Annotated in this window: 21 protein-coding genes and 1 pseudogene; 9 read left to right on the top strand and 13 right to left on the bottom strand. The window is 71.8% G+C overall.

Annotation, left to right across the window (positions count from 1 at the left end; all coding sequences use genetic code 11):
- The 4 genes from EAD96_RS31655 to EAD96_RS23490 all read left to right on the top strand — a co-directional run.
- Nucleotides 1-243 (top strand): hypothetical protein (locus tag EAD96_RS31655; RefSeq protein WP_233586139.1); only part of this gene is annotated, 243 nt, incomplete at its 5' end.
- Between the two features lie 101 nt (nt 244-344).
- Nucleotides 345-737, top strand: a complete 393-nt coding sequence (locus EAD96_RS23500; RefSeq protein WP_013283752.1) for a MerR family transcriptional regulator — start codon at nt 345-347, stop codon at nt 735-737.
- Nucleotides 707-1054 (top strand): thioredoxin, encoded by a 348-nt coding sequence (gene trxA / locus EAD96_RS23495; RefSeq protein ID WP_013283751.1) that lies wholly within the window; start codon nt 707-709, stop codon nt 1052-1054. The genes EAD96_RS23500 and trxA overlap by 31 nt, the downstream gene beginning before the upstream one ends.
- An 81-nt stretch (nt 1055-1135) precedes the next feature.
- Nucleotides 1136-1315: a hypothetical protein gene (locus EAD96_RS23490; protein WP_120571974.1), complete on the top strand. Its 180-nt coding sequence runs from the start codon at nt 1136-1138 to the stop codon at nt 1313-1315.
- A gap of 42 nt (nt 1316-1357) precedes the next feature.
- Here EAD96_RS23490 and EAD96_RS23485 read toward each other — a convergent pair whose 3' ends face one another.
- The 4 genes from EAD96_RS23485 to EAD96_RS23470 form a co-directional block, all read right to left on the bottom strand.
- Nucleotides 1358-3730, bottom strand: coding sequence for a glycoside hydrolase family 65 protein (locus EAD96_RS23485; RefSeq protein WP_120571975.1), 2373 nt, complete (start codon nt 3728-3730; stop codon nt 1358-1360).
- Nucleotides 3727-4479, bottom strand: a complete 753-nt coding sequence (locus EAD96_RS23480) for an HAD family phosphatase (protein WP_120571976.1) — start codon at nt 4477-4479, stop codon at nt 3727-3729. The genes EAD96_RS23485 and EAD96_RS23480 overlap by 4 nt, the downstream gene beginning before the upstream one ends.
- 47 nt (nt 4480-4526) lie before the next feature.
- The gene (locus EAD96_RS23475; RefSeq protein ID WP_120571977.1) at nt 4527-4994 is read right to left on the bottom strand and encodes a DUF4442 domain-containing protein; all 468 of its coding nucleotides are present in this window, start codon (nt 4992-4994) and stop codon (nt 4527-4529) included.
- Nucleotides 4995-5291: 297 nt separating this feature from the next.
- Nucleotides 5292-6278 carry a sulfotransferase gene (locus tag EAD96_RS23470; RefSeq protein WP_233586138.1) on the bottom strand — a complete coding sequence of 329 codons (987 nt, stop codon included), beginning with the start codon at nt 6276-6278 and terminating at the stop codon, nt 5292-5294.
- Here EAD96_RS23470 and EAD96_RS31650 point away from each other — a divergent pair.
- The 3 genes and pseudogenes from EAD96_RS31650 to EAD96_RS23460 form a co-directional block, all read left to right on the top strand.
- A pseudogene (locus EAD96_RS31650) lies at nt 6277-6987 on the top strand (hypothetical protein); the annotation flags it as partial. The gene EAD96_RS23470 and the pseudogene EAD96_RS31650 sit on opposite strands and share 2 nt — an antisense overlap.
- A 21-nt stretch (nt 6988-7008) precedes the next feature.
- Nucleotides 7009-7392 carry a nuclear transport factor 2 family protein gene (locus tag EAD96_RS31645; protein ID WP_255499002.1) on the top strand — a complete coding sequence of 128 codons (384 nt, stop codon included), beginning with the start codon at nt 7009-7011 and terminating at the stop codon, nt 7390-7392.
- Nucleotides 7393-7452: 60 nt separating this feature from the next.
- Nucleotides 7453-7782 (top strand): hypothetical protein, encoded by a 330-nt coding sequence (locus EAD96_RS23460; protein ID WP_147457918.1) that lies wholly within the window; start codon nt 7453-7455, stop codon nt 7780-7782.
- Here the strand turns inward: EAD96_RS23460 and EAD96_RS23455 are convergent.
- The 3 genes from EAD96_RS23455 to EAD96_RS23445 are packed head-to-tail and all read right to left on the bottom strand — an operon-like array spanning nt 7724 to nt 9698.
- Entirely contained in the window at nt 7724-8671 is a 948-nt protein-coding gene (locus EAD96_RS23455; RefSeq protein WP_233586137.1) for an aminoglycoside phosphotransferase family protein, read from the bottom strand. The two genes, EAD96_RS23460 and EAD96_RS23455, sit on opposite strands and share 59 nt — an antisense overlap.
- A 47-nt stretch (nt 8672-8718) precedes the next feature.
- Nucleotides 8719-8907: a DUF397 domain-containing protein gene (locus tag EAD96_RS23450; protein ID WP_121685793.1), complete on the bottom strand. Its 189-nt coding sequence runs from the start codon at nt 8905-8907 to the stop codon at nt 8719-8721.
- Entirely contained in the window at nt 8898-9698 is an 801-nt protein-coding gene (locus EAD96_RS23445; protein ID WP_121685792.1) for a helix-turn-helix transcriptional regulator, read from the bottom strand. The genes EAD96_RS23450 and EAD96_RS23445 overlap by 10 nt, the downstream gene beginning before the upstream one ends.
- Nucleotides 9699-9856: 158 nt before the next feature.
- Between EAD96_RS23445 and EAD96_RS23440 the strand changes: the two genes are divergently transcribed.
- Both EAD96_RS23440 and EAD96_RS23435 read left to right on the top strand, forming a co-directional pair.
- Nucleotides 9857-10117 carry a hypothetical protein gene (locus EAD96_RS23440; RefSeq protein ID WP_121685791.1) on the top strand — a complete coding sequence of 87 codons (261 nt, stop codon included), beginning with the start codon at nt 9857-9859 and terminating at the stop codon, nt 10115-10117.
- The gene (locus EAD96_RS23435) at nt 10114-10446 is read left to right on the top strand and encodes a hypothetical protein (protein ID WP_121685790.1); all 333 of its coding nucleotides are present in this window, start codon (nt 10114-10116) and stop codon (nt 10444-10446) included. Before EAD96_RS23440 ends, EAD96_RS23435 begins: the two co-directional genes overlap by 4 nt.
- Before the next feature lie 33 nt (nt 10447-10479).
- Here the strand turns inward: EAD96_RS23435 and EAD96_RS23430 are convergent, their stop codons facing one another.
- From EAD96_RS23430 to EAD96_RS23405, 6 genes are all read right to left on the bottom strand, one after another.
- Complete coding sequence (locus tag EAD96_RS23430) at nt 10480-11790, bottom strand: ABC transporter ATP-binding protein (protein ID WP_120574019.1); 1311 nt, start codon at nt 11788-11790, stop codon at nt 10480-10482.
- 157 nt (nt 11791-11947) lie between these two features.
- Nucleotides 11948-14131: a bifunctional glycosyltransferase family 2 protein/CDP-glycerol:glycerophosphate glycerophosphotransferase gene (locus EAD96_RS23425; protein WP_121685789.1), complete on the bottom strand. Its 2184-nt coding sequence runs from the start codon at nt 14129-14131 to the stop codon at nt 11948-11950.
- A gap of 16 nt (nt 14132-14147) precedes the next feature.
- Complete coding sequence (locus tag EAD96_RS23420; RefSeq protein ID WP_121685788.1) at nt 14148-16055, bottom strand: DUF5941 domain-containing protein; 1908 nt, start codon at nt 16053-16055, stop codon at nt 14148-14150.
- Complete coding sequence (locus EAD96_RS23415) at nt 16052-16795, bottom strand: ABC transporter ATP-binding protein (protein WP_030503547.1); 744 nt, start codon at nt 16793-16795, stop codon at nt 16052-16054. Before EAD96_RS23415 ends, EAD96_RS23420 begins: the two co-directional genes overlap by 4 nt.
- Complete coding sequence (locus tag EAD96_RS23410; RefSeq protein WP_121685787.1) at nt 16796-17623, bottom strand: ABC transporter permease; 828 nt, start codon at nt 17621-17623, stop codon at nt 16796-16798.
- Nucleotides 17624-17689: 66 nt separating this feature from the next.
- Nucleotides 17690-19060 carry an L-serine ammonia-lyase gene (locus tag EAD96_RS23405; protein ID WP_121685786.1) on the bottom strand — a complete coding sequence of 457 codons (1371 nt, stop codon included), beginning with the start codon at nt 19058-19060 and terminating at the stop codon, nt 17690-17692.
- Nucleotides 19061-19220: the final 160 nt, after the last annotated feature.

The raw sequence follows: 19220 nt of genomic DNA, 5'->3' as shown, positions 1-19220 counted from the left end.
CCCCTCACCCCGACGATCATGAAGTTGACGGCCCAGAAAGCGCTCCCCCACCCCGCCAACTTCATGATCAATCCGACCGGGGAAGACCTCGGGGCGGATCTTGGTACGAAACGGCCCCTGGAGGGGCGATTCCGTACCAAGATCCACAAGGGCGGCGCCCCAACCCCGCACACCGCCCCGGACAGGGTTGATCATGAAGTTGGCGGCGGATTTCGAGATCCACAACGCCGCCAACCTTCATGATCGACGGGGACAGCCCGGAGGGAAAGCGCGCGTGTGGGGTTGCGTTGACGTCGGCGGCAAGGTTTAGCGTCAGCCTGGCAGTGAGGGACGGGGGGCGGCGGATGCGGATCGGGGAGCTGGCGCAGCGGGCCGGTACGAGCACCCGCACCCTGCGCTACTACGAGGCCCACGGGCTGGTCCGGCCGAACCGGTCCGCCAACGGATACCGGGTCTACGACGAGGCGGAACTGCGCGTCGTCCGCGAGATCCGGTCGCTGCTGGCGATCGGCTTCGGCTTGGACGACATCCGCCCGTTCGTCGCCTGCCTGCGCGCCGGAAACGACTCCGGTGACGTCTGCCCCGATTCGGTGGCGGTGCTGCGGCGCAAGCTCGCCGAGGTGGACGACTACCTCGACCGGCTCGGCGACGTCCGCCGCCGGCTGCACGACCAGCTCGCCCACGCGATCGCCCAACGGGAGGAAACATGCCTCAGGACACGGGGACCGGCCGGCTGAACCCGGTCACCGACGACACGTTCGCGGCCACGGTGCTGGCCGCCGACCGGCCGGTGGTGGTGGACTTCTGGGCCGAGTGGTGCCCGCCGTGCCGGGTGGTGTCGAAGCACCTCGCCGAGCTGGCCGAGGAGTTCGGCGACGCGCTGCGCTTCGTCACCCTCAACACCGACGAGAACCCGGCCACCGCACGCGCCCACCGGATCATGTCCGCGCCGACCATGCTGGTGTTCCGGGGCGGCGAGGTGGTCGGCTCGATCGTCGGCTCCCGCCCGAAGGACCACCTGCGCCGCAGCTTCGCGCAGCACGTGGACGGCTGAGCCCTGGCCGGGACGGTTGAGCCGCCGCCGGGCGGGAACGCGCGGGGTGACCACGGACCCCGACCGATCGCGAGGATCGTCATGGCGAAACAGGACAGGTCCAGGGAACAGGAACTCACCGACCAGGAACGCCGCAAGCAGGAGCTGAAGGACTCGCCGGACTGGGCCGACCGCGCCGCCACGGCGCGTACCGCCGACGATCCGCGGGCCACGGCGCCGCGTGACGCCGGCGGGCGTCCGTCCAACGGCCGCCAGTTCTGAGGTACGCGTACCGAGCGGTCCCGCCCTTCGTGGCGGGGCCGCTCAGTCCATGCGTTCCGGCAGGTGCATCAGCGGCGCGCGGCCCTGCGGCTGTTCCGGTTGCGGCCCGCTGGGGTGTGCCGGTGGCACCGCCACGGTGACCGGCTGCGCGGAGGTGACCCGCAGCGGCTCGCCGTGATGCCGCAGCTCCACGACGGTGTCCGGGCCGCCGTTGCGCAGCGAGTACGTCGTCTGGTGCGGCCGGACGTCGACCCGCAGGCGCATCCCTCGCCACTGGAGCGAGAACTCCAGGCGGCTGAGGCGGCTGGGGAGCCGGGGCGCGAAGGAGAGCGTCCCGTCGTGGTCCCGCAGCCCGCCGAACCCGGCGACGAGCGCGATCCAGGCACCGGCCAGGGACGCCATGTGCACGCCGTCGCGGGTGTTCTCGTTGAGGTCGTGCAGGTCCATCAGCGCGGCCTCGCGCAGGTAGCGGTGGGCCAGTTCGAGGTGGCCGACCTCGGCCGCCAGCACCGCCTGGGTGCAGGCGCTCAGCGACGAGTCGCGTACGGTGCGCCGCTCGTAGTAGACGAAGTTGCGCAGCTTCTCGGCGGCGCTGAACGCGTCGCCGCGCCAGTGCATGGCCAGCACCAGGTCGGCCTGCTTGACGACCTGCTTTCGGTAGAGGTCGAAGTACGGGTAGTGCAGCAGCAGCGGGTACTTCTCCGGCGGCGTGTGCTCGAAGTCCCACTCCTGGAAGCGGGTGAAGCCCTCCACCTGCTCGTGCACCTCGGTCTCCGCGTCGTACGGGACGTGCATGTCGTTCGCGGCGTCCCGCCAGGCGGCGGCCTCCTCCTCGGTGACGCCGAGGTCGAGCGCCTGGTCCCGGTAGCGCATCGCGCAGTCCGCTGCGGTACGCAGGTTCCGCTGGGCCATCAGGTTGGTGTAGACGTTGTCGTTCTTCACCGCCGTGTACTCGTCCGGGCCGGTCACGCCGTCGATGTGGAACCGTCCGGCGCGGTCGTGGTGGCCGAGCGAGCGCCACAGCCGGGCGGTCTCGACCAGCAGTTCCAGCCCGATCTCCCGTTCCAGCGCCTCGTCGCCGGTGACCAGCACGTAGCGGCGCAGCGCGTCGGCGACGTCGGCGGCGATGTGGAACGCGGCGGTGCCGGCCGGCCAGTACGCCGACGACTCCGGCCCTTCGATGGTGCGCCACGGGAAGGCAGCGCCTTCGAGGTTCAGCGTGCGGGCGCGTTCCTGCGCCTGGGCCAGCGTGTCGTACCGCCACTGCAACGCGTCCCGGACCGCTCCCGGCTGCGTGTACGTGAGCACCGGCAGCACGAACATCTCGGTGTCCCAGAACGCGTGGCCGTCGTACCCGGGGCCGGTGAGGCCCTTGGCCGAGATCGGCCGCCGTTCCGCGCGGGCGCCGGCCTGGAGGACGTGGAAGAGGCCGAAGCGGACGGCCTGCTGCACCTCGGGGTCGCCTTCGACGCGCACGTCGGCGGCGTCCCAGAACGCGTCCAGGTATTCGCGCTGGGCCCGGCGCAGGCCGTCCCAGCCGTCGAGCCGGGCCGCGGCGAGCGCCGCGCCGACCTGGTCGCGCAGCGCCGGGAGGGACCGGCGGCTGGACCAGCCGTACGTCAGGTACTTGACCACCCGCAGCTTCTGGCCGGGCTGGAGCACGCAGCCGATGGTGGTGCGGACCCAGTCCTCGTACCCCTCGCTCTCGATCGTGGTGCGTTCGGGCCCGTCGACGTCGTGGCCCATCGCGGCGGCGACCCGTAGGCCGCTGACCTTGGTCCGGTGGATGAGCTGGCCGCCGTCGTCGGTGGTCAGTTCCTCCTCGGCCTGCAACGGCGACTCCAGGACGGCGGCCACCCGGGGGTCGCGGCTCTGCGGCGGCAGCGACTCGTTGGCGACCAGCTCGGACTGGAGGATCAGGCGCAGCGGCCCGTCGACCGGCTCCACCTCGTAGTGGATGGCGGCCACCGAGCGCTGGGTGAACGACACCAGCCGGGTGGTACGGACCTTGACCTCGCGGCCGGCCGGCGAGCGCCAGTGCAGGTCCCGGTGGAGCGTGCCGGCGCGCATGTCGAGGACCCGCTCGTGGGCGAGCAGTTCGCCGTAGCGCACGTCGAGCGGCTCGTCGTCCACGAGCAGCCGGATCAGCTTGCCGTTGGTGACGTTGACGATGGTCTGCCCGGACTCGGGGAAACCGAAGCCCGCCTCCGCGTATGGCAGCGGGCGCAGCTCGTAGAAGGAGTTCAGGTAGGTGCCGGGCAGCCCGTGCGGCTCGCCCTCGTCGAGGTTGCCCCGCAGCCCGATGTGGCCGTTCGACAGCGCGAACACCGACTCGGACTGGGCCAGCACGTCCATGTCGAGCTGCATCTCCCGGACGTGCCAGGGCTCGACCGGGTACGCCCGTTCCCGGATCACGCGGCCGGCTCCGGGGCGAGAAGGTCGGCGAGGTCGGTGACCACCACGTCGGCGCCCTGCGCCAGCAGCTCGTCGGCCTGGCCGACCCGGTCGACGCCGATCACGTACCCGAATCCGCCGGCCCGCCCGGCGGCCACCCCTGCGAGGGCGTCCTCGAAGACGGCGGCCTGCGCCGGTTCGACGCCGAGCAGCCGGGCGCCTTCCAGGAACGTGTCGGGGTGCGGTTTGCCGCGCAGCCCGCTCGCGCGGGCGACCACGCCGTCCACCCGCGCCTCCAGCCAGCGGTCCAGCCCGGCGGCGTGCACCACGGCGGCGCAGTTGGCGCTGGCCGAGACGACCGCGCGGCGCAGCCCGGCCGTGGCGGCTGCCTCCAGGTAGCGCACCGAACCCTCGTACACCTCGACGCCGCGCTGCTCGATCTGCTGGAGCAGGACGACGTTCTTGCGGTTGCCGAGGCCGTTGACGGTGTCCGCCTCGGGCGGGTCGTCCGGCGATCCCTCGGGCAGCGTGATGCCGCGCGAGGCCAGGAATGTGCGCACCCCGTCGGCGCGCGGTCTGCCGTCCACGTACCGGTTGTAGTCCGGTCCGGGGTCGAACGGGTGGAACGGCTCGCCGGTTTCGGCCGACCGTCGCCGCAGGTACGCGTCGAACGTCTCCGCCCAGGCGGCGTTGTGCACCTTGGCGGTCTGCGTCAGCACACCGTCCAGATCGAAGAGACAAGCGCGCACGTGCGCGGGGAGGCCCAGCATCGCTTGAATCTAACCAGACCCCGCGTCGGGCAAACCCCGTTCCGGGCTCAGCGGTTCGGGCGGAGCGTCCAGATCACGGTGAGAGCCGAGGTGACGGTACCGTCCTCGGTGCCGATCTCCACCTCGACGGGGAACTCGGGCCGCGTCCCCGCGTCCAGCTCGGCCAGCACGTCGGCGGGCAGACGCCCGAGCCGGGCGGTCGCCAGCACCGGCCCCACCGCCACCTTGAGGTAGCGGATGGTCGCGGTCACGGCCAGGGGTACGGCCCGGTCGAGCACCTGCCCGAACGCGGCCAGCACAACCGCGCCGGAGGCGGTCTCCCCCAGCGTGAACATGGCCCCGGCGTGCGGGCCGCCCACGTGGTTGTGGTGCGCCGGGTCGTCGGGTAGCCGGACCACGGCCCGGACCCCGCCCTCGGCCTCGGGCGCCACCTCGACGAACTCGATTCCGAGCGTGCGGGCGAACGGCACGGCGTCGAGAAGACCGGCCGCCACCTGGCGAGAGTCGATGCTCATGCCCGAACGCTACTCGCCAGTAACTTTCTCGGCAAGACCGTGCGGCGACGACCCGACGTCTCCAGCAAAGTGACATCGGGCCGCAATCTCCATGACTTGTCTCTTAATAAGAGACATTGGGACACGAGACGATCACGTCCGCCCGCCACAGCCGTGCCACCCTCCCAAATATCAAAATTTACGCTCCGGATACTGAACCGGAGTAGATCTTGGTACGAAAGTGCCCTCAGAGGGGCCTTTTCCTACCAAGATCTACGGTGCGAAGACCGGCACGTCTGCGGCATCATCAGCGCTCGGCTATCTCGTTGCGCCCTTCGCGGTCTGCGTCATGTCGTATCCCATCGCGGGGATGATCTCGCCCAGTTCCCGCTCGACGTACGCGCGGGTGCCGGCGTCGAACTGGTCGTCGCGGTGCGCCAGCTTGTCCGCCTGGAACGTCGACGCGGTGACGGCGTCCTCGACGCCGAGCCGCTCGAACAGGGCCCGCCGCTGCCCGGGCCAGTCGGCCGCGAGGTCTTCCGCCTTCACCTCGACGTATCGCCTGCCCGCCAGATCGGCCGCGTCCTTCCAGGCCAGCCATCGCTGGTAGACCGGCACGAGGTAGGCGAGCACCCCGTCGACAGTGGACGGCGCCCACGGCTGGGCCAGGTGGGAGGCGAACACCGCCACCGGGTGACGCTTGACGTGCACGATCGTCGCCTCGGGGACCAGCTCCCACAGGAAGTCCATGGTGAAGAGGTTGAACGGCGTCTTCTCGCACCAGGTCGGTTTGCCCGCGTCGGCGGCCGCCCCGCCGAACAGGGTCTCGACCAGGCCCCGCAGGACGGCGATCAGTTCGCCCCGGTCACTGAAGTACCTCGGGACGACCCGCCGTCGGCTGGCCGGCCCGAACGGCCCGGCCGGGCGGTCGCCGTCGCCGAAGCCCTCCGCGGGCACGGGCTCCTCGAAGGCGTGCGCGATCAGCCGGGGCCAGAGCTGGTGTACGGCGTCCCGGTAACGCCGCTCGCCGACCAGCTCGGGCACTGTCTTGCCACGGTCGTCACGCCGGCCGGGCACGCGTACGGTGAGGAAGTCGCTCAGCCGGTGCAGGGCGTCCTCGCCGACGATGGGGTCGTACCGGTCGGTGAGCGCGTCGGCCAGGTCCCGCAGGCCACCGGGTTCGACGAGGAACTTGGTCTCCATCGGGATCCGGTGGATCAGCGGATGCTGGCCGATGATGTCGGCGATCCGCGACGTGCCCGAACGGCCCGTGCCCGCGACGAAGACCGGTGAGGGAGACGGCATGGACGGCAGTCAAACTCCCGGCCCGGCGCGGCGGCAATCCATTTATCCCCGCCGTGATCAGCTGACCGACCTCCTGGCCGACGCGATCGGGTCCGTCACCGTGGCGCACCCGACCCGGGTCGCCGTCGACGGGCCGCCCGCCGCCGGCAAGACCACGCTCGCCGACGAGCTGGCCGCCGTCCTGCGCGCCCGGGGCCGGTACGTCATCCGGGCGACAGTCGACGACTTCCTCTTCCCCCGGGCGCGGCGCTATCGACGCGGCGAGTTCTCGGCCGAGGGCTGCTACGTCGACACCCACGACCACGGGGCGCTGAAGCGGGTGCTGCTCGATCCGCTCGGCCCGGGCGGCGACCGACGCTTCCGGCGCACGGTCTACGACCACGCCACGGATACGGTGCTGTCCCCGCCGCTCACGACCGCCCCGGCGGACGCCGTGCTGATCGTCGACGGCGTCTTCCTCCTGCGCCCGGAGCTGGTCGACCGGTGGGAGCTGCGCGTCTTCGTCTCGACCGCGCTCGACCGGACCGTGGATCGTGCCGTGATCCGTGAGCGCGAAGTGTCGCCGCGTGCGGACGTCGAACGGCGCTGGCGCGAGCGTTACCTCCCCGCCCAGCGGCTCTACTTCGCCACGGCGCGCCCGGTCGAGCACGCCGACGTCGTCGTGCACAACGACGACCCCGCGCAGCCGATCTGGGAGACCCGGGCACGCTCGGGTGGCAGGCTGGCAACCATGGACCGGAATCGGGTGGCCGCCTGGATCGCGGCGTACGAGCAGGCGTGGCGCACACCGGGGACGGCGGCGCTCGGCACGATGTTCACGTCCGACGCGAGCTACCGGCAGGGACCGTACCGGGATCCGGTCGTCGGCCTGCCCGCCATCACCCGCATGTGGGACAGCGAGCGCGACGGACCCGACGAGGTCTTCGAGATGACAGCGGAGGTGGTCGCCGTCGACGGCGACACCGCTGTGGCCCGGGTCCAGGTCCGGTACGGCGACCCCGTCGACCAGGAGTGGCGCGATCTCTGGATCATGCGGTTCGCCGAGGACGGCCGGTGCCTGTCGTTCGAGGAGTGGCCGTTCGCGCCGGGAAAGCAGGCCGCCGGCGCCGGGTGAGGTCGGCACCGTTGCCTGGTCGTGTCGCCCGCGAGACTTTCGATCCCTACCCTCCGGGAGATGCGATCCAGTGCGGCCAGGGCTGCGGCGATTGTGGTCACCGTGTTGTCGGGGCTGCTCACCCTTCTCGGCTGTCTCAGTTGCCTGCCGTTCCTCGCGCCCACGGCACCGTGCCCGAACGACACGGTCGACTCCTTTCAACAGGCGAGGCTGGTCCTCTTCCTGTTGAGCGTGGTGATGCTGCTGACGGCGGGCCTGTCCATCGCCCTCGCCTGGGGCGGCAGGTGGAGCCGTGTCCGGAGTCCCTGGCCGTGGCTCGCGGCCTCCGTGGTCACGATGGTCGTGAGCGCGAGCCTGACGGTTCCGATCGACCGGATGAGCTCCTGCTGACGTTCGCCGCCTCGACGGCGCCGGCGGCGTATTCGGAGAACATCTCCCCGAGGACACGCTGCGCGTCCACGGATTCTTCCGTGTCCTCGGGGTCGTCGAAAGAGCGGGAGTAGGTGGAAAGGGTCTTCCAGAGGGCCCAGCCACGTCCGCGCGCCCACGTCGCGTCATCCACCGACAGCCGCTCGCGAAACGCCTCCCGGCCCTCGGCGGTCAGCAACGTCCAGGCGATCGCCAGGTCGCAGGCCGGGTCACCGACGCCGCATGTCCCGAAGTCGATGACGGCCGCCAGCCGGCCGTGAGCGAGCAGCAGGTTCCCCGGGGCGATGTCGCCGTGGAACCAGCGGTCCACCCCGTCCCAGCGGGAGTCGAGTGCCCGCCCCCAGATCTCGCGGACCAGCTCGCCGTCGACGTGGCCGCCCAGCGCCGCGAGCGCACGCTCGACCTTCGTGTCGTACGTGCGCAGAGTGCCGCCCCGGTACCAGTTGTGGATACCCGGCTGCGGCCCGCCGGTGGCGTCGACGCCGTGCAGGGCCGCGAGAAAGTCGGCCAGGTCGAGGGCGAACCGCACCGGGTCGGCGATCCGGTCCACGGCTGCGGTCTCGCCGTCGAGCCAGCGGTAGATCGACCACGGATACGGGTAGCCCGCACCCGGCTCGCCCTTCGCCAGCGGTGCGGGGACGGGTAGCGGCAGCCGAGCGGCGAGGGCCGGGAGCCACAGGTGTTCCTTCTCGACGGCCAGGGCGTACTCGGCAGCGCTGGGCAGACGCACCAGCAGCTCGGGGCCGAGGTGGAAGGTCCAGTTGTCCCAGCCGCCGTTGGCGACCGGCTCGACCCGGAGGCCGGCCAGGTGCGGGAACTGGTCGGCGACCAGGCGACGCACCTGCGCCACGTCGACGGGTGTGCGCCGTGGCGGGGGACCGAGATCCGGTACGGCACTCACGCCCGTTTGGCGTACGCGACGAACGCCGCCCAGCTCGACGGCGTGAACGTCAGCGCCGGCCCCTGCCGGTCCTTGCTGTCCCGCACCCCCACCACGCCGGGCAGGTTGTCCGCCACCTCGACACAGTTGCCGCCGTTACCGCTGCTGCGGGTGCTCTTGCGCCAGATCGCGCCGGTCAACTCCATCGCTTTGCCGCCTCCGAGATCGCCGCCAGAGTCGCCCCGTGCGGCATCGCCTCCGCGCGGACGGACTCCCAGGTCTGCCGCAGTGAGTTCACATCCACCGTCCGCTCCACGATTGTGCCGTGCAACTGGTTATCGAGGTAGCCCACGTCGTCGCCGTCGGCGGGGGTGGCGAGCACGAACGCGCCGTTGAGCCCGGGATAGGCACCGACCGTCTCCGGCACCACGTGCAGGTGGACCCGGGGCCGCCGGCCCATCTCGATCAGGTGCTCCAACTGCTCCCGCATCACCTTCGGCCCACCGACCGGGCGAGCCAGCACCGCGTGGTCGAGCACCACCACGAACTGCGGCGGCGTCGGGCCGTCCAGCACCGCCTGCCGGGCCAGCCGGGCGGCCACCTGCTGCTCGACAGCCTCGCCGACGAACTGCGCAGCCCCGTCGTAGAGGGCACGGGCGTACTCCTCGGTCTGCAACAAGCCGGGAACGGCCAGCGGCTCGAAGCTACGCAGTGAGGCAGCCTCCTGCTCGATGCTCACCCACTCGCGGAACCACGGCATCAGCGCCTCCTGCATCAGCGCGTCCCGGATCCGCACCAGCAGGCCGCCGCCGTTCAGCACCTCGTCGCAGCGCTCGGTGAACTCGGCGCGCGGCGCGCGACGGCACTGCTCGACGGCCGCCACCAGGGAGGCCGAATAGCTCACCCGTTCGCCCAGCGCCTCCTGGGTCAGCCCGGCATCGGTACGTAACCGGCGCAGCTCACCGGCGAACAGTTCCCACAACGGCACACGGATCATCTGCACACCTCTGCACACGGCTGCACACGGAAAGACGGCCGGTAGGACGGCCAGGAAGGTGGGGGTGGAACGCCTTCCGACCCTAGCGGCGCGGTGACGAGACTGTCACGCAGTGGAGCCGAATTCGTCCGGTTCCCGCTACCGAGAGGAGTTGCGCCGTGCGACTGCGCTGGTTCCGCTGCCGGGGTGCGTCGGCACCGACACTGCCCCACCGGGTACGGGGCGACAACCTGCCGGAGTGGATGCGGCAGCCGACGCGTCCACTGCCGACGATGGGCCCCGGCCGCGTCGGCAACCTCACCCCGGCCCAGCAGTGGCGGGCCAACGGCGGCCGCTGGTCCGCTCCGCAGCAGCGCGGAACCAACGGCGGTCACCCGGAGCAGCTCCCGAGAGACGACCGCCACGAGGAGCGCCGGTGATCAGCCACCAGCTCGGGCAGCCGCCGGACGGGCCCACGCCGGACCGTCCCCGGCCGTACCCGCTGCACGCCACCCCGCACACGCCGCTGCGTCCCATGTGGTGCTGCCGGGCCTGCGGCGGGCCGTGGCCGTGCCCGATGGCCCGGCTGCTGCTCAAGACCGAGTACGAGGACAACCAGATCGGCCTGGCCATCTACCTGTGCGGGCTGTTCTACGAGGCGACGCGCGACCTCTACCGGCTGAACCCGGACGACGCGCCCGCCCCCGCCGACATGTTCGCCCGCTTCGTCGCCTGGGGCCCGCACCGGCGGCCGATCATCCGCGGATGAGCCGTCCGCCCGTCCGCGGATGAGACCGGCAGGTCACCGCCAGCCGACGTCGATGCGGTCGCCGCGCTCGTCGAAGAAGTGCAGCGCGTCCATCCGTACCTGCACGGCGAGCGGGTGCCCGGGCGACACCTGCGGGTACGGCGCGAGCCGTACCGCCAGTTCCGCCGGACGACGGTGGTGGCGGCCCGGGTCGGGCAGCACGCTCGTGCGGTTGCCGCCCCCGCCGGCCTCCGGGGCCGCCGCCGGAGCCTCCGTCGCACGGCCGGTGAGCCGCTGCATCACCTGGTTGAACCGGCGCAGGCCGCGCTGGCCCGGTGCGGCCTGCTCGACCGGTGTGCCCATCTCGTCCACGACGATGGCGGTGGCGCCGATGTCGAGGAACGCGAGCGACTCGTGGCCGTGGTGCTCCAGGTAGCGGATGCGCCCGTGCAGCACGTCACCGGCGGTGTCCGGGGCGACCGGGGTGAGCGCCTCCGCGCGCATGCCGACCACGATCCGCTCGCCGTGGTAGTGCGCCACCGCCCGGCTGCGGATGTCGTCCCAGGGCAGGTAGAGCGACTGCTCGCCGAGGTTCAGCGCGACGTACCGGTCGAGGTGGACGTAGACCGACGCCTCCAGCAGGTTCATCCGCGGGCTGCCCAGGAACGCGGCGACGTAGAGCGTGGCCGGCCGCCCGTACACCTGGGTGGGGGTGCCCACGTCCTGGAGCACGCCCTTGCGCATGATGGCGACCCGGTCGGCCATGGTCAGCGCCTCGGCCTGGTCGTGGGTCACGTAGATGGTGGTGACGCCCAGCTCGCGGGTGAGTCCGGAGATCTCCGCCCGCAGCTCGGCGCGCAGCCCGCTGTCCAGGTTGGAAAGTGGCTCGTCCATCAGGAACAGGCCGGGCCGGCGCACTATCGCCCGCCCCATCGCGACCCGCTGCCGCTGGCCGCCGGAGAGCTGGCTGGGCTTGCGCCCGAGCACGTCGCCGATGCCGAGCGCGCTCGCCACGTCCTGGATCCGCTCGCCGCGCGGGGCGGGCTCGACGCCGGAGAGCCGCAGCGGGAAGCCGATGTTGTCGCCGACCGTCATGTGCGGATAGAGCGCGAAGTCCTGGAAGACCATGGCGATCTTCCGGTCGCGCGGCGGCAGGTCGTTCGCCAGCTCACCGCCGAGCATGATGGCGCCGGAGGACGGATCCTCCAGCCCGGCCACCATGCGCAGAACTGTCGATTTCCCGCATCCCGACGGGCCGAGCAGCACCATGAACTCGCCGTCGTTGACGTCCAGATTGATGGTGTCGACCGCGACTGTTCCGTCCGGGAACACCTTGGTGACATCCTTGAGCGCGACGGTCGCCACCGTCACCTCCCCAGTTCCTCGCCCCAAACCCGGGAATGACTGTGACCAGGATCATCTGATTCGCACATCGGGTAAACGTGCCATGTTCGGCTCGTGACAGTCCTATTAAGCGGTATTCGCCGGTCTCGACGATTAAGTGACCAGCCAGTAACCACTTTTACGGCGTTTCGCCGAGGAACACGCGGCGCACCACGCGCTCGGCGGCGTGCCCGTCGTCGAGCGCGCAGAACCGCGACCGGAACGCCGTCCGGGCCCGCTCGGCCGCCTCGTCGTCGACCGCGCCGGAACGGAACACGTCGAGCAGCCCGGGGAAGTCCAGCGCGACCGCGCCGGGCGGCTCGGCCAGCAGGTCGAAGTAGACGCCACGGGCCACCCGGTAGGCGTCCCAGTCCGGCGCGTAGACCACTATCGGCCGGTCCAGCACCGCGTAGTCGAACATCGCCGAGGAATAGTCGGTGACCAGCACGTCCGCCGCCAGGTAGAGGTCCTCCACCCGGTCGTATGCGCTCACGTCCAGCACGCCGTCCGCCGCCGGTCCCCGGGGGTTCCGCTCCCGGTCGTGGAAGTAGTGGCTGCGCATCAGCAGCCGGCCCCGCGGCCCGAGGACGTCGAGCATCCGGTCCGGGTCGAACGGCGGCCGCCACCCGGGCAGATGCTCCCGGTGCGTGGGCGCGTAGAGCACCACGTACTCGTCGGGTGCGATGCCCAGCGCGGCGCGGACCTGGCCGCGGTCCTCGGCGGTGGCCAGCGCCAGCCGGTCGTTGCGCGGGTAGCCGACCTCCAGCGTGGTGTACTCCGCCGGATACGCCCGCTCCCACATCTGCGTCGAGAAGCTGTTCGAGGTGATGCTGTAGTCCCAGCGGTCGACGCGGCGCAGCAGGCCGGCGAAGTTCATCCCCACCGCGCCCACCGGGTAGCGCTGCTGGTCCAGCCCCATCACCTTCACCGGCGTGCCGTGGTGGGTCTGTACGTGCACCGAGCCGGGCCGCTTGCGGACGAAGTCCGGGAAGTTGACGTTGTTGACGAGCCAGCGGGCGCGGGCCAGGACGCGGTGGTACTCGCGGGTGCCGGCCACCACGTACTCGACACCCGGCGGCAACGCGGCCACCCGGTCCCGGCGGACGATCCACACGCCGCGCACCTGGGGCGCGAGCCGGCGGGCCGCCTCGTAGATCGCCGCCGGGTTGCACGAGTAGCCCCGGTACCAGTAGGCCGCGTACACGGCGAGCGTCGGGTCGACCGGCCGGTGCAGCTCGGCCCGGTAGTACTCGCCGAGCGCCAGGTCACGGGCCCGCCGGGCGGTACGCCGCACCACCGGCGTCACCCGCCGCCGGGCGCGCCGGGCGGTCCGCCGGGCCGTCTCCCCCGCCTGGTGCGCCTCGCGCAACGCGCTGAACGTCCGCCAGCGCCCGGCCGCCACCAGCCGGTGCTTGAGCCCTTCCGCGCCGGGCGGGACCGGATAACCCTCGGGCGGCAGGAACCGCACGTAGTCGGCGTGCATCTGGGCGAAGAACGGTGCCCGCAGCTCCGGCGCGATCCGGTCGCCGTTGCCGAGCACCGTGAGGTAGTGCCAGATCATCCGCGCGAAGACCGCCGGCCGCAGCCCGGTCACCCTCCAGCGGTCCATCAGCCCGAACACCCGGTGCCACTGCGCGAAGACCTCGAAGTGCCGGTCCCCCCGGGTCTTCGTGATCGCGCCGGTGCGGCGCTGCCGGTAGTTCAGGCAGATCCGGTCGAGTACGCCGATCCGCCCGGCCGCCATCAACGCCGGATAGCTGAACGAGACGTCCTCGTACCAGCCCGGCTCGAAGCGCAGCCCGCGTTCGAGCAGGAACTCCCGGCGCACCACCCGGTTCCACGCGGTGTGCAGCAGCTTCAGCGTCTCCGGCCGGTCCCGCAGCGGGAACGTCGTCGCGCCCGGCGGTTCGGGGAACACGTCGCGCATCGCGCTGCGGGTGCCGATGTTGTTCCAGTGCGCCCGGACGTGGTCCACGATCAGCACGTCCGGTGCGGTGTCGCGGAGCCGGTCCGCGACATGCGGCAGGCAGCCGGGCACCAGCCAGTCGTCACCGTCGACGAACCACACGTACTCGCCGACGGCCCGGTCCAGCCCGATGTTGCGGGCCGGACCGAGCCCGACGTTCTCGGCGAGGCGCACCGGGCGGACCCGGGGGTCGCGCAGCGCGTACTCGGCCAGGATCTCGCCGCTGTCGTCCGGGGAGGCGTCGTCGACCCCGATCACCTCGATGTCGCCGAACGGCTGGTCGAGGATCGAGTCGAGACATTCCCGCAGGTAGCCCTGCACCTTGAAGGCCGGCACGACGAAGCTGATCAAGGTCACCCCGGCCCGCCCTCCGTCAGCCCGGCGAGCGCACACCCCCACGGGCGCGGGCCGGCAGGACCACCCAGGCGAGGACCACGCTCGCGACAAAAACCACGAGAAGGTACGCACCGAGTGTAGCCAGAGCGATACTCGCATATCCGGCGATCAGCCCGATTGCCAGCAACACGGAACGTGCCGGCCAGCCCAGCGTGGCGGCGTGCAGCGGCGGCGCCACCTGCCGCTTCTCCAGCCGGGCGGTCAGGTCGTAGTGCAGCAGCGTGAGCACCAGGACGTACCCGAAGATCAGCCAGGCCGGCGCCCGGCCCGCCACCCCGACCGCGATGGCGAACAGGTACTCGGCGGCCCGCAACGCGGCCGGCACCAGCCAGTCCAGCGACCCGTCGTGCGGCGCCCGCGAGCCCTGGGCGGCACCCAGCAGCAGCACCAGCGCGAGCACCGGCACCCAGACCGGCAGGTCGCCGCCGCCGTGCACCGCGAGCAGCGCCCACACCAGCGTCCCCGCCGCGCCCAGCGCACCGAGCACCGCCAGCAGCAGCGGCCGCCGCGCGGTCGGCAGCGTCCGGGCCAGCAGGCCGTCGTCGCGGTGCAGACCCGCGTCCACAGTGGTCAGCACCGGCACCCGCATCCACCGCGCCCGCAAGGTCCGCAACCCCCCGGTGTACGCGAACGCCAGCGTCCCCCAGACCAGCACCGCGACCAGCGCCACCAGCGGTCCGAACAGCGCAGCGGCGATCGCGATGAGCGCCCACCGCTCACCGATCGGGAACACCACCGTGCGCTTCAGCCAGTACGACACCGAACCGGTGTCCGCCTGCACCCGCGTCGACGCGGCGTTCAGCTTCCCGCCGATACCGCCCGCGTCGGCGCTCACCACCTTCGGCCGCCGGGCCGCCTCGTCGTGCAGCGCGCCGTACCAGGTGTCGGTCATGTGCCGCACGGTCTGCAACGTCATCGCGGCCAGGGCCAGCGCCCAGCCGTACCGGAACCCGGCGTGCGTGGCCCCGAAGCCGAGACCGGCGTAGACCACGTACTCCTTGAACCGGTCGGCCATCGTGTCCAGCCAGCCGCCCCAGGCGCTGAAGTGCCGGGTGTAGCGGGCCAGCTGCCCGTCCACGCAGTCCAGCACGAAACCCAGGTAGAGCAGGATCGCACCGGCCACCAGCGCGGGCCGTCCACCGGCGCCGAACAGCACCGCCGCGGCCACCGCGAACGCCACCGAGACCATGGTGACCCCGGTCGGGCCGATCCCGATCCGGGCCGCCGCCTTCGTGACGTACGGAGACCACGTGCTGACGAAGAACGTGGTGAAGAAGTCGTCCCGCTCCTTCACCGACAGCTTCAACTCGGCGCGGTCCTCGTCGACGGCGGCCACCGCCGCCTCGGCCGCCGCCCGCTGCGCCTCGTCGCCGACCCGGTGCGCCACGAGCAGACGTACCCGCTGGGCGAAGATCAACGTGCCGCGCGCGGCGAGGTCGGCCACGAGCCGGTCCACCGCGCCCAGCGGCCCGCCGCCGGCGGTGCCGGCGCGGCGGGCGGCGTCGGCGAGCGCGGGCAGGTCGGCCGCGCCCACCCGCAGCGCGCCGCCGAACACGCCGCTCGGGTCGGCGGCGCCGACCTCGACCACCTGCCCGCGCTCCTCGCGCACGGTGGCCTGCCCGGGCGCGGGCGGATCGGTGAGCACCAGCGCCACCGTCGGCCCCACCGGGCTGGTCGCGAGATGCTTGAGTACGGCCGTGTGCGCCACCAGATCCGCGCCGCTGACCAGCACCGGGCCGGTCGCGTCGGCGACCAGGTCGGCCAGCTCGGTGAGGTCCGCGGCGACGCGCACGTCGTCCGCCCCGGCCCGGCGCCACTGCGCGGCCAGGCGTTCGGTGAGCCGGCCCGCCGCCGGTTCGGCGGCGAGCACGATCGCGAGCGTCACCGCTTCGCCGCGTCGGCGTAGGCGGCCAGCGCCTCGTCGATCGTCCCGTCGACGATCAGCCGTCCGGCGTCGAGGTAGAGCCCCCGACGGCAGAACCGGGTGAGGTCCTTGTCGTTGTGTGACACCAGCACCAGCGTGCGCCCTTCCGCGAGAAGTCGCTCGATGGTCGCATAGCACTTCGCGCGGAACTCCGCGTCCCCGACCGCTGTCACCTCGTCCACAAGCAGCACCGGATGCGGCAGGTGCGCGATCACCGCGAAGCCCAGCCGCACCTTCATCCCCGACGAGTAGTGGCGCACCGACGTATCGATCGCGCGTTCCACCTGCTCACCGGCGAACGAGACGATCTCGTCGAAGTGCTCCCGCAGGTACGCCGACGACAGCCCGTGCAGCCCGCCCACCAGGTACAGGTTCTCCCGGCCGGTCAGGTCGCCGGAGAACCCGGCGGACAGTTCGAGCAGCGGCGCCACCCGGCCGTGCACCCGGATCGAACCCTCGTCCGGGATGAGCACACCGGCGATCAGCCGCAGCAGCGTGCTCTTGCCGGTGCCGTTGCGCCCCACCACGCCCACCGTCTCGCCCGGCTCGATCCGGAACGACAGGTCGCGCAACGGCCAGAACCGGCCCGCGTCCGGGTCGCGGGCGCCCCGGTGCACGATCAGCTCCCGCAGCCGCAGTTGGCGGCGCCGGTTGCGGACGAACCGGATGCCGAGCCCGTCCGCCTCGATGATCGGCGCCATTCAGAGTTCCTTCAGCACTGCCGGTTCGAGGCGGTGGAACGCCCACCAGCCGAGCGCCAGCACCAGCACGCTGCCGGACACCGTGATCGTGAGCAGCCGGGCGTCGGGGAACTCGTCCGGATACCAGACCGCGTGGTGGAGCTGGAAGATCCCGACCAGCGGGTTCAGCTCGTACCCGATCTTGAGCCAGCCCGGCATGCCCGACTCCCGCACCAGGTCGAGCGGGTAGATGATCGGGGTCGCGTAGAACAGCAGCCGGATGACCAGCCGCATGGTGCGCTCGATGTCGCGCATCAGCACGTTGCCGGCCGACAGCAGCAGCGCCAGGCCCACCAGCAGCACGAACTGCACCGCCACCGCGAGCGGCAGCGCGAGCAGGCTCAAGCCGGGGCGGATCTTCCCCTGGCTCGCGTAGAGCGCCGCGACGGCGACCAGGATCGGCAGCCCGGCCAGGTATTCGGCGAAGCGCCCGGTGACCCGCCCGATCGGGAAGATCGGCCGGGGCAGGTTCATCGTGGTGATCAGCCGGGACTGCCCGGTCAGCGCGTTCGCGGCCTCGGTCAGCGCAGAACTCGCCCACATCCAGGCGAAGATCCCGGTGATCAGAAACAGCGGGTACGACCCGGCCGCCTCGCCCAGGTGCCGCCGGGTCGCGCCGGAGTAGAGCACGCCGAAGACGAACCAGTAGATCAGGCCCATGCCGAGCGGCTCGATCAGCGACCAGAAGTAGCCCAGCACCGACTGCTGGTACTTCACCGCGAGATCCCGGCGGACCAGGATGCGCAGCGAGGTGCGGGCGGACCAGAGCGCCGCGACGCCTGACGTCACCGCCTGATGGTCGCTTTGTCAGTAGCGCTCCCGGGCCGGGTGCGGGCCGGGATCACCCCAACGAGGTCAGCACTCGATCACGTTGACGGCGAGCCCGCCCCGCGCGGTCTCCTTGTACTTGACCTTCATGTCCGCGCCGGTCTCCCGCATGGTCTTGATGACCTTGTCCAGCGACACGTGGTGCACCCCGTCGCCGCGCAACGCCAGCCGGGCCGCGGTGATCGCCTTGATGCTCGCCACCGCGTTGCGCTCGATGCACGGAATCTGCACCAGGCCACCCACCGGGTCGCAGGTCAGCCCCAGGTTGTGCTCCATGCCGATCTCGGCGGCGTTCTCCACCTGCTCCGGCGTACCGCCGAGCGCCTCGGCCAGACCGGCCGCCGCCATCGAACACGCCGAACCGACCTCGCCCTGACAGCCGACCTCGGCCCCGGAGATCGACGCGTTCTCCTTGAACAGCACGCCGATCGCGCCCGCCGCGAGCAGGAACCGGACCACGCCCTCCTCGGAGGCGCCGGGCACGAACCGGGTGTAGTAGTGCAGCACGGCCGGGATGATCCCGGCGGCGCCGTTCGTCGGCGCGGTGACCACCCGCCCGCCGGCCGCGTTCTCCTCGTTGACCGCCAGCGCGAACAGCGTCACCCAGTCCATCGCGCGCAGCGGATCCTGGCTGCCGGTCTCCGCCTCCAGGCTGCGCCGCATCTCGGCCGCGCGCCGCCGGACCTTCAACCCACCCGGGAGTACGCCGTCACGGGTGCAGCCGTTCTCCACGCACTCGCGCATCACCCGCCAGATCTCCAGCAGCCCCGCCCGTACGTCCGCCTCGCTGCGCCAGGACAGCTCGTTGGCGAGCATCACCTCGCTGATCGACAGCCCGGTGCCGGTGGTGACGGTGAGCAGTTCCGCGCCGGTGAGGAAGGGGTGCTTCACCCGGGTGGTGTCCGCCTTGATCCGGTCCGCCCCGGCCGCCGCCTCGTCCACCACGAACCCGCCGCCGACCGAGTAGTACGTGCGCGACCGCACCTCGTTCCCGGCCGCGTCGTACGCCGCGAACGTCATCCCGTTCGGGTGGTACGGCAGCGAGCGCCGGCGATGCAGCACCAGATCCGCGTCCGGGTCGAAGTCGATCCCCTGGCTGCCGAACAGGTCGAGCCGCCGCTGGGTGCGGATCCGCTCCACACGCGGCCCGACCGAGTCGGTGTCGACGGTCTCCGGGACCTCGCCCTCCAGCCCCAGCAGCACCGCCCGGTCACTGCCGTGCCCGTGACCGGTCGCGCCGAGCGAGCCGAACAGCTCCGCCCGTACCCGCGCCACGTCGGCGAGCTGCCCGTCGGCCTTCAGGCCCGCCACGAACGTACGGGCGGCCCGCATCGGCCCGACGGTGTGCGAGCTGGACGGCCCGATACCGACGCTGAAAAGATCGAAAACACTGATCATTGGCTGCTTTCCTCGCCGTCGTCCCCGTTGTGCGGTTCCGAGCCGGTGCGTGGGTGCCGCGCCCGCCGGGCGGGTGGACGGCCGGCGCCCTGGGTGGGGGCGCCCGACCGGCGAGCCTACCTCGCCCCGGTGAATACCCGCCCCCACTCCACCGCATACC

Origin of the sequence: Micromonospora sp. BL1, from assembly GCF_003667485.1 — a bacterium.
GTDB lineage: Bacteria > Actinomycetota > Actinomycetes > Mycobacteriales > Micromonosporaceae > Micromonospora > Micromonospora tulbaghiae.
Note: the sequence above shows the minus strand (reverse complement) of the source record. Positions and strands in the feature narration are given on the sequence as shown.

Coding starts and splice junctions, on each gene's coding strand:
- EAD96_RS23490 (WP_120571974.1), top strand. CDS start 1,136: ATGGCGAAACAGGACAGGTCCAGGGAACAGGAACTCACCGACCAGGAA.
- EAD96_RS23445 (WP_121685792.1), bottom strand. CDS start 9,698: ATGATCCGTGTGCCGTTGTGGGAACTGTTCGCCGGTGAGCTGCGCCGG.
- EAD96_RS23405 (WP_121685786.1), bottom strand. CDS start 19,060: ATGATCAGTGTTTTCGATCTTTTCAGCGTCGGTATCGGGCCGTCCAGC.
- EAD96_RS23460 (WP_147457918.1), top strand. CDS start 7,453: ATGCGATCCAGTGCGGCCAGGGCTGCGGCGATTGTGGTCACCGTGTTG.
- EAD96_RS23480 (WP_120571976.1), bottom strand. CDS start 4,479: ATGCTGGGCCTCCCCGCGCACGTGCGCGCTTGTCTCTTCGATCTGGAC.
- trxA (WP_013283751.1), top strand. CDS start 707: ATGCCTCAGGACACGGGGACCGGCCGGCTGAACCCGGTCACCGACGAC.
- EAD96_RS31645 (WP_255499002.1), top strand. CDS start 7,009: ATGGACCGGAATCGGGTGGCCGCCTGGATCGCGGCGTACGAGCAGGCG.
- EAD96_RS23415 (WP_030503547.1), bottom strand. CDS start 16,795: ATGGCGCCGATCATCGAGGCGGACGGGCTCGGCATCCGGTTCGTCCGC.
- EAD96_RS23470 (WP_233586138.1), bottom strand. CDS start 6,278: ATGCCGTCTCCCTCACCGGTCTTCGTCGCGGGCACGGGCCGTTCGGGC.
- EAD96_RS23450 (WP_121685793.1), bottom strand. CDS start 8,907: ATGGAGTTGACCGGCGCGATCTGGCGCAAGAGCACCCGCAGCAGCGGT.
- EAD96_RS23475 (WP_120571977.1), bottom strand. CDS start 4,994: ATGAGCATCGACTCTCGCCAGGTGGCGGCCGGTCTTCTCGACGCCGTG.
- EAD96_RS23500 (WP_013283752.1), top strand. CDS start 345: ATGCGGATCGGGGAGCTGGCGCAGCGGGCCGGTACGAGCACCCGCACC.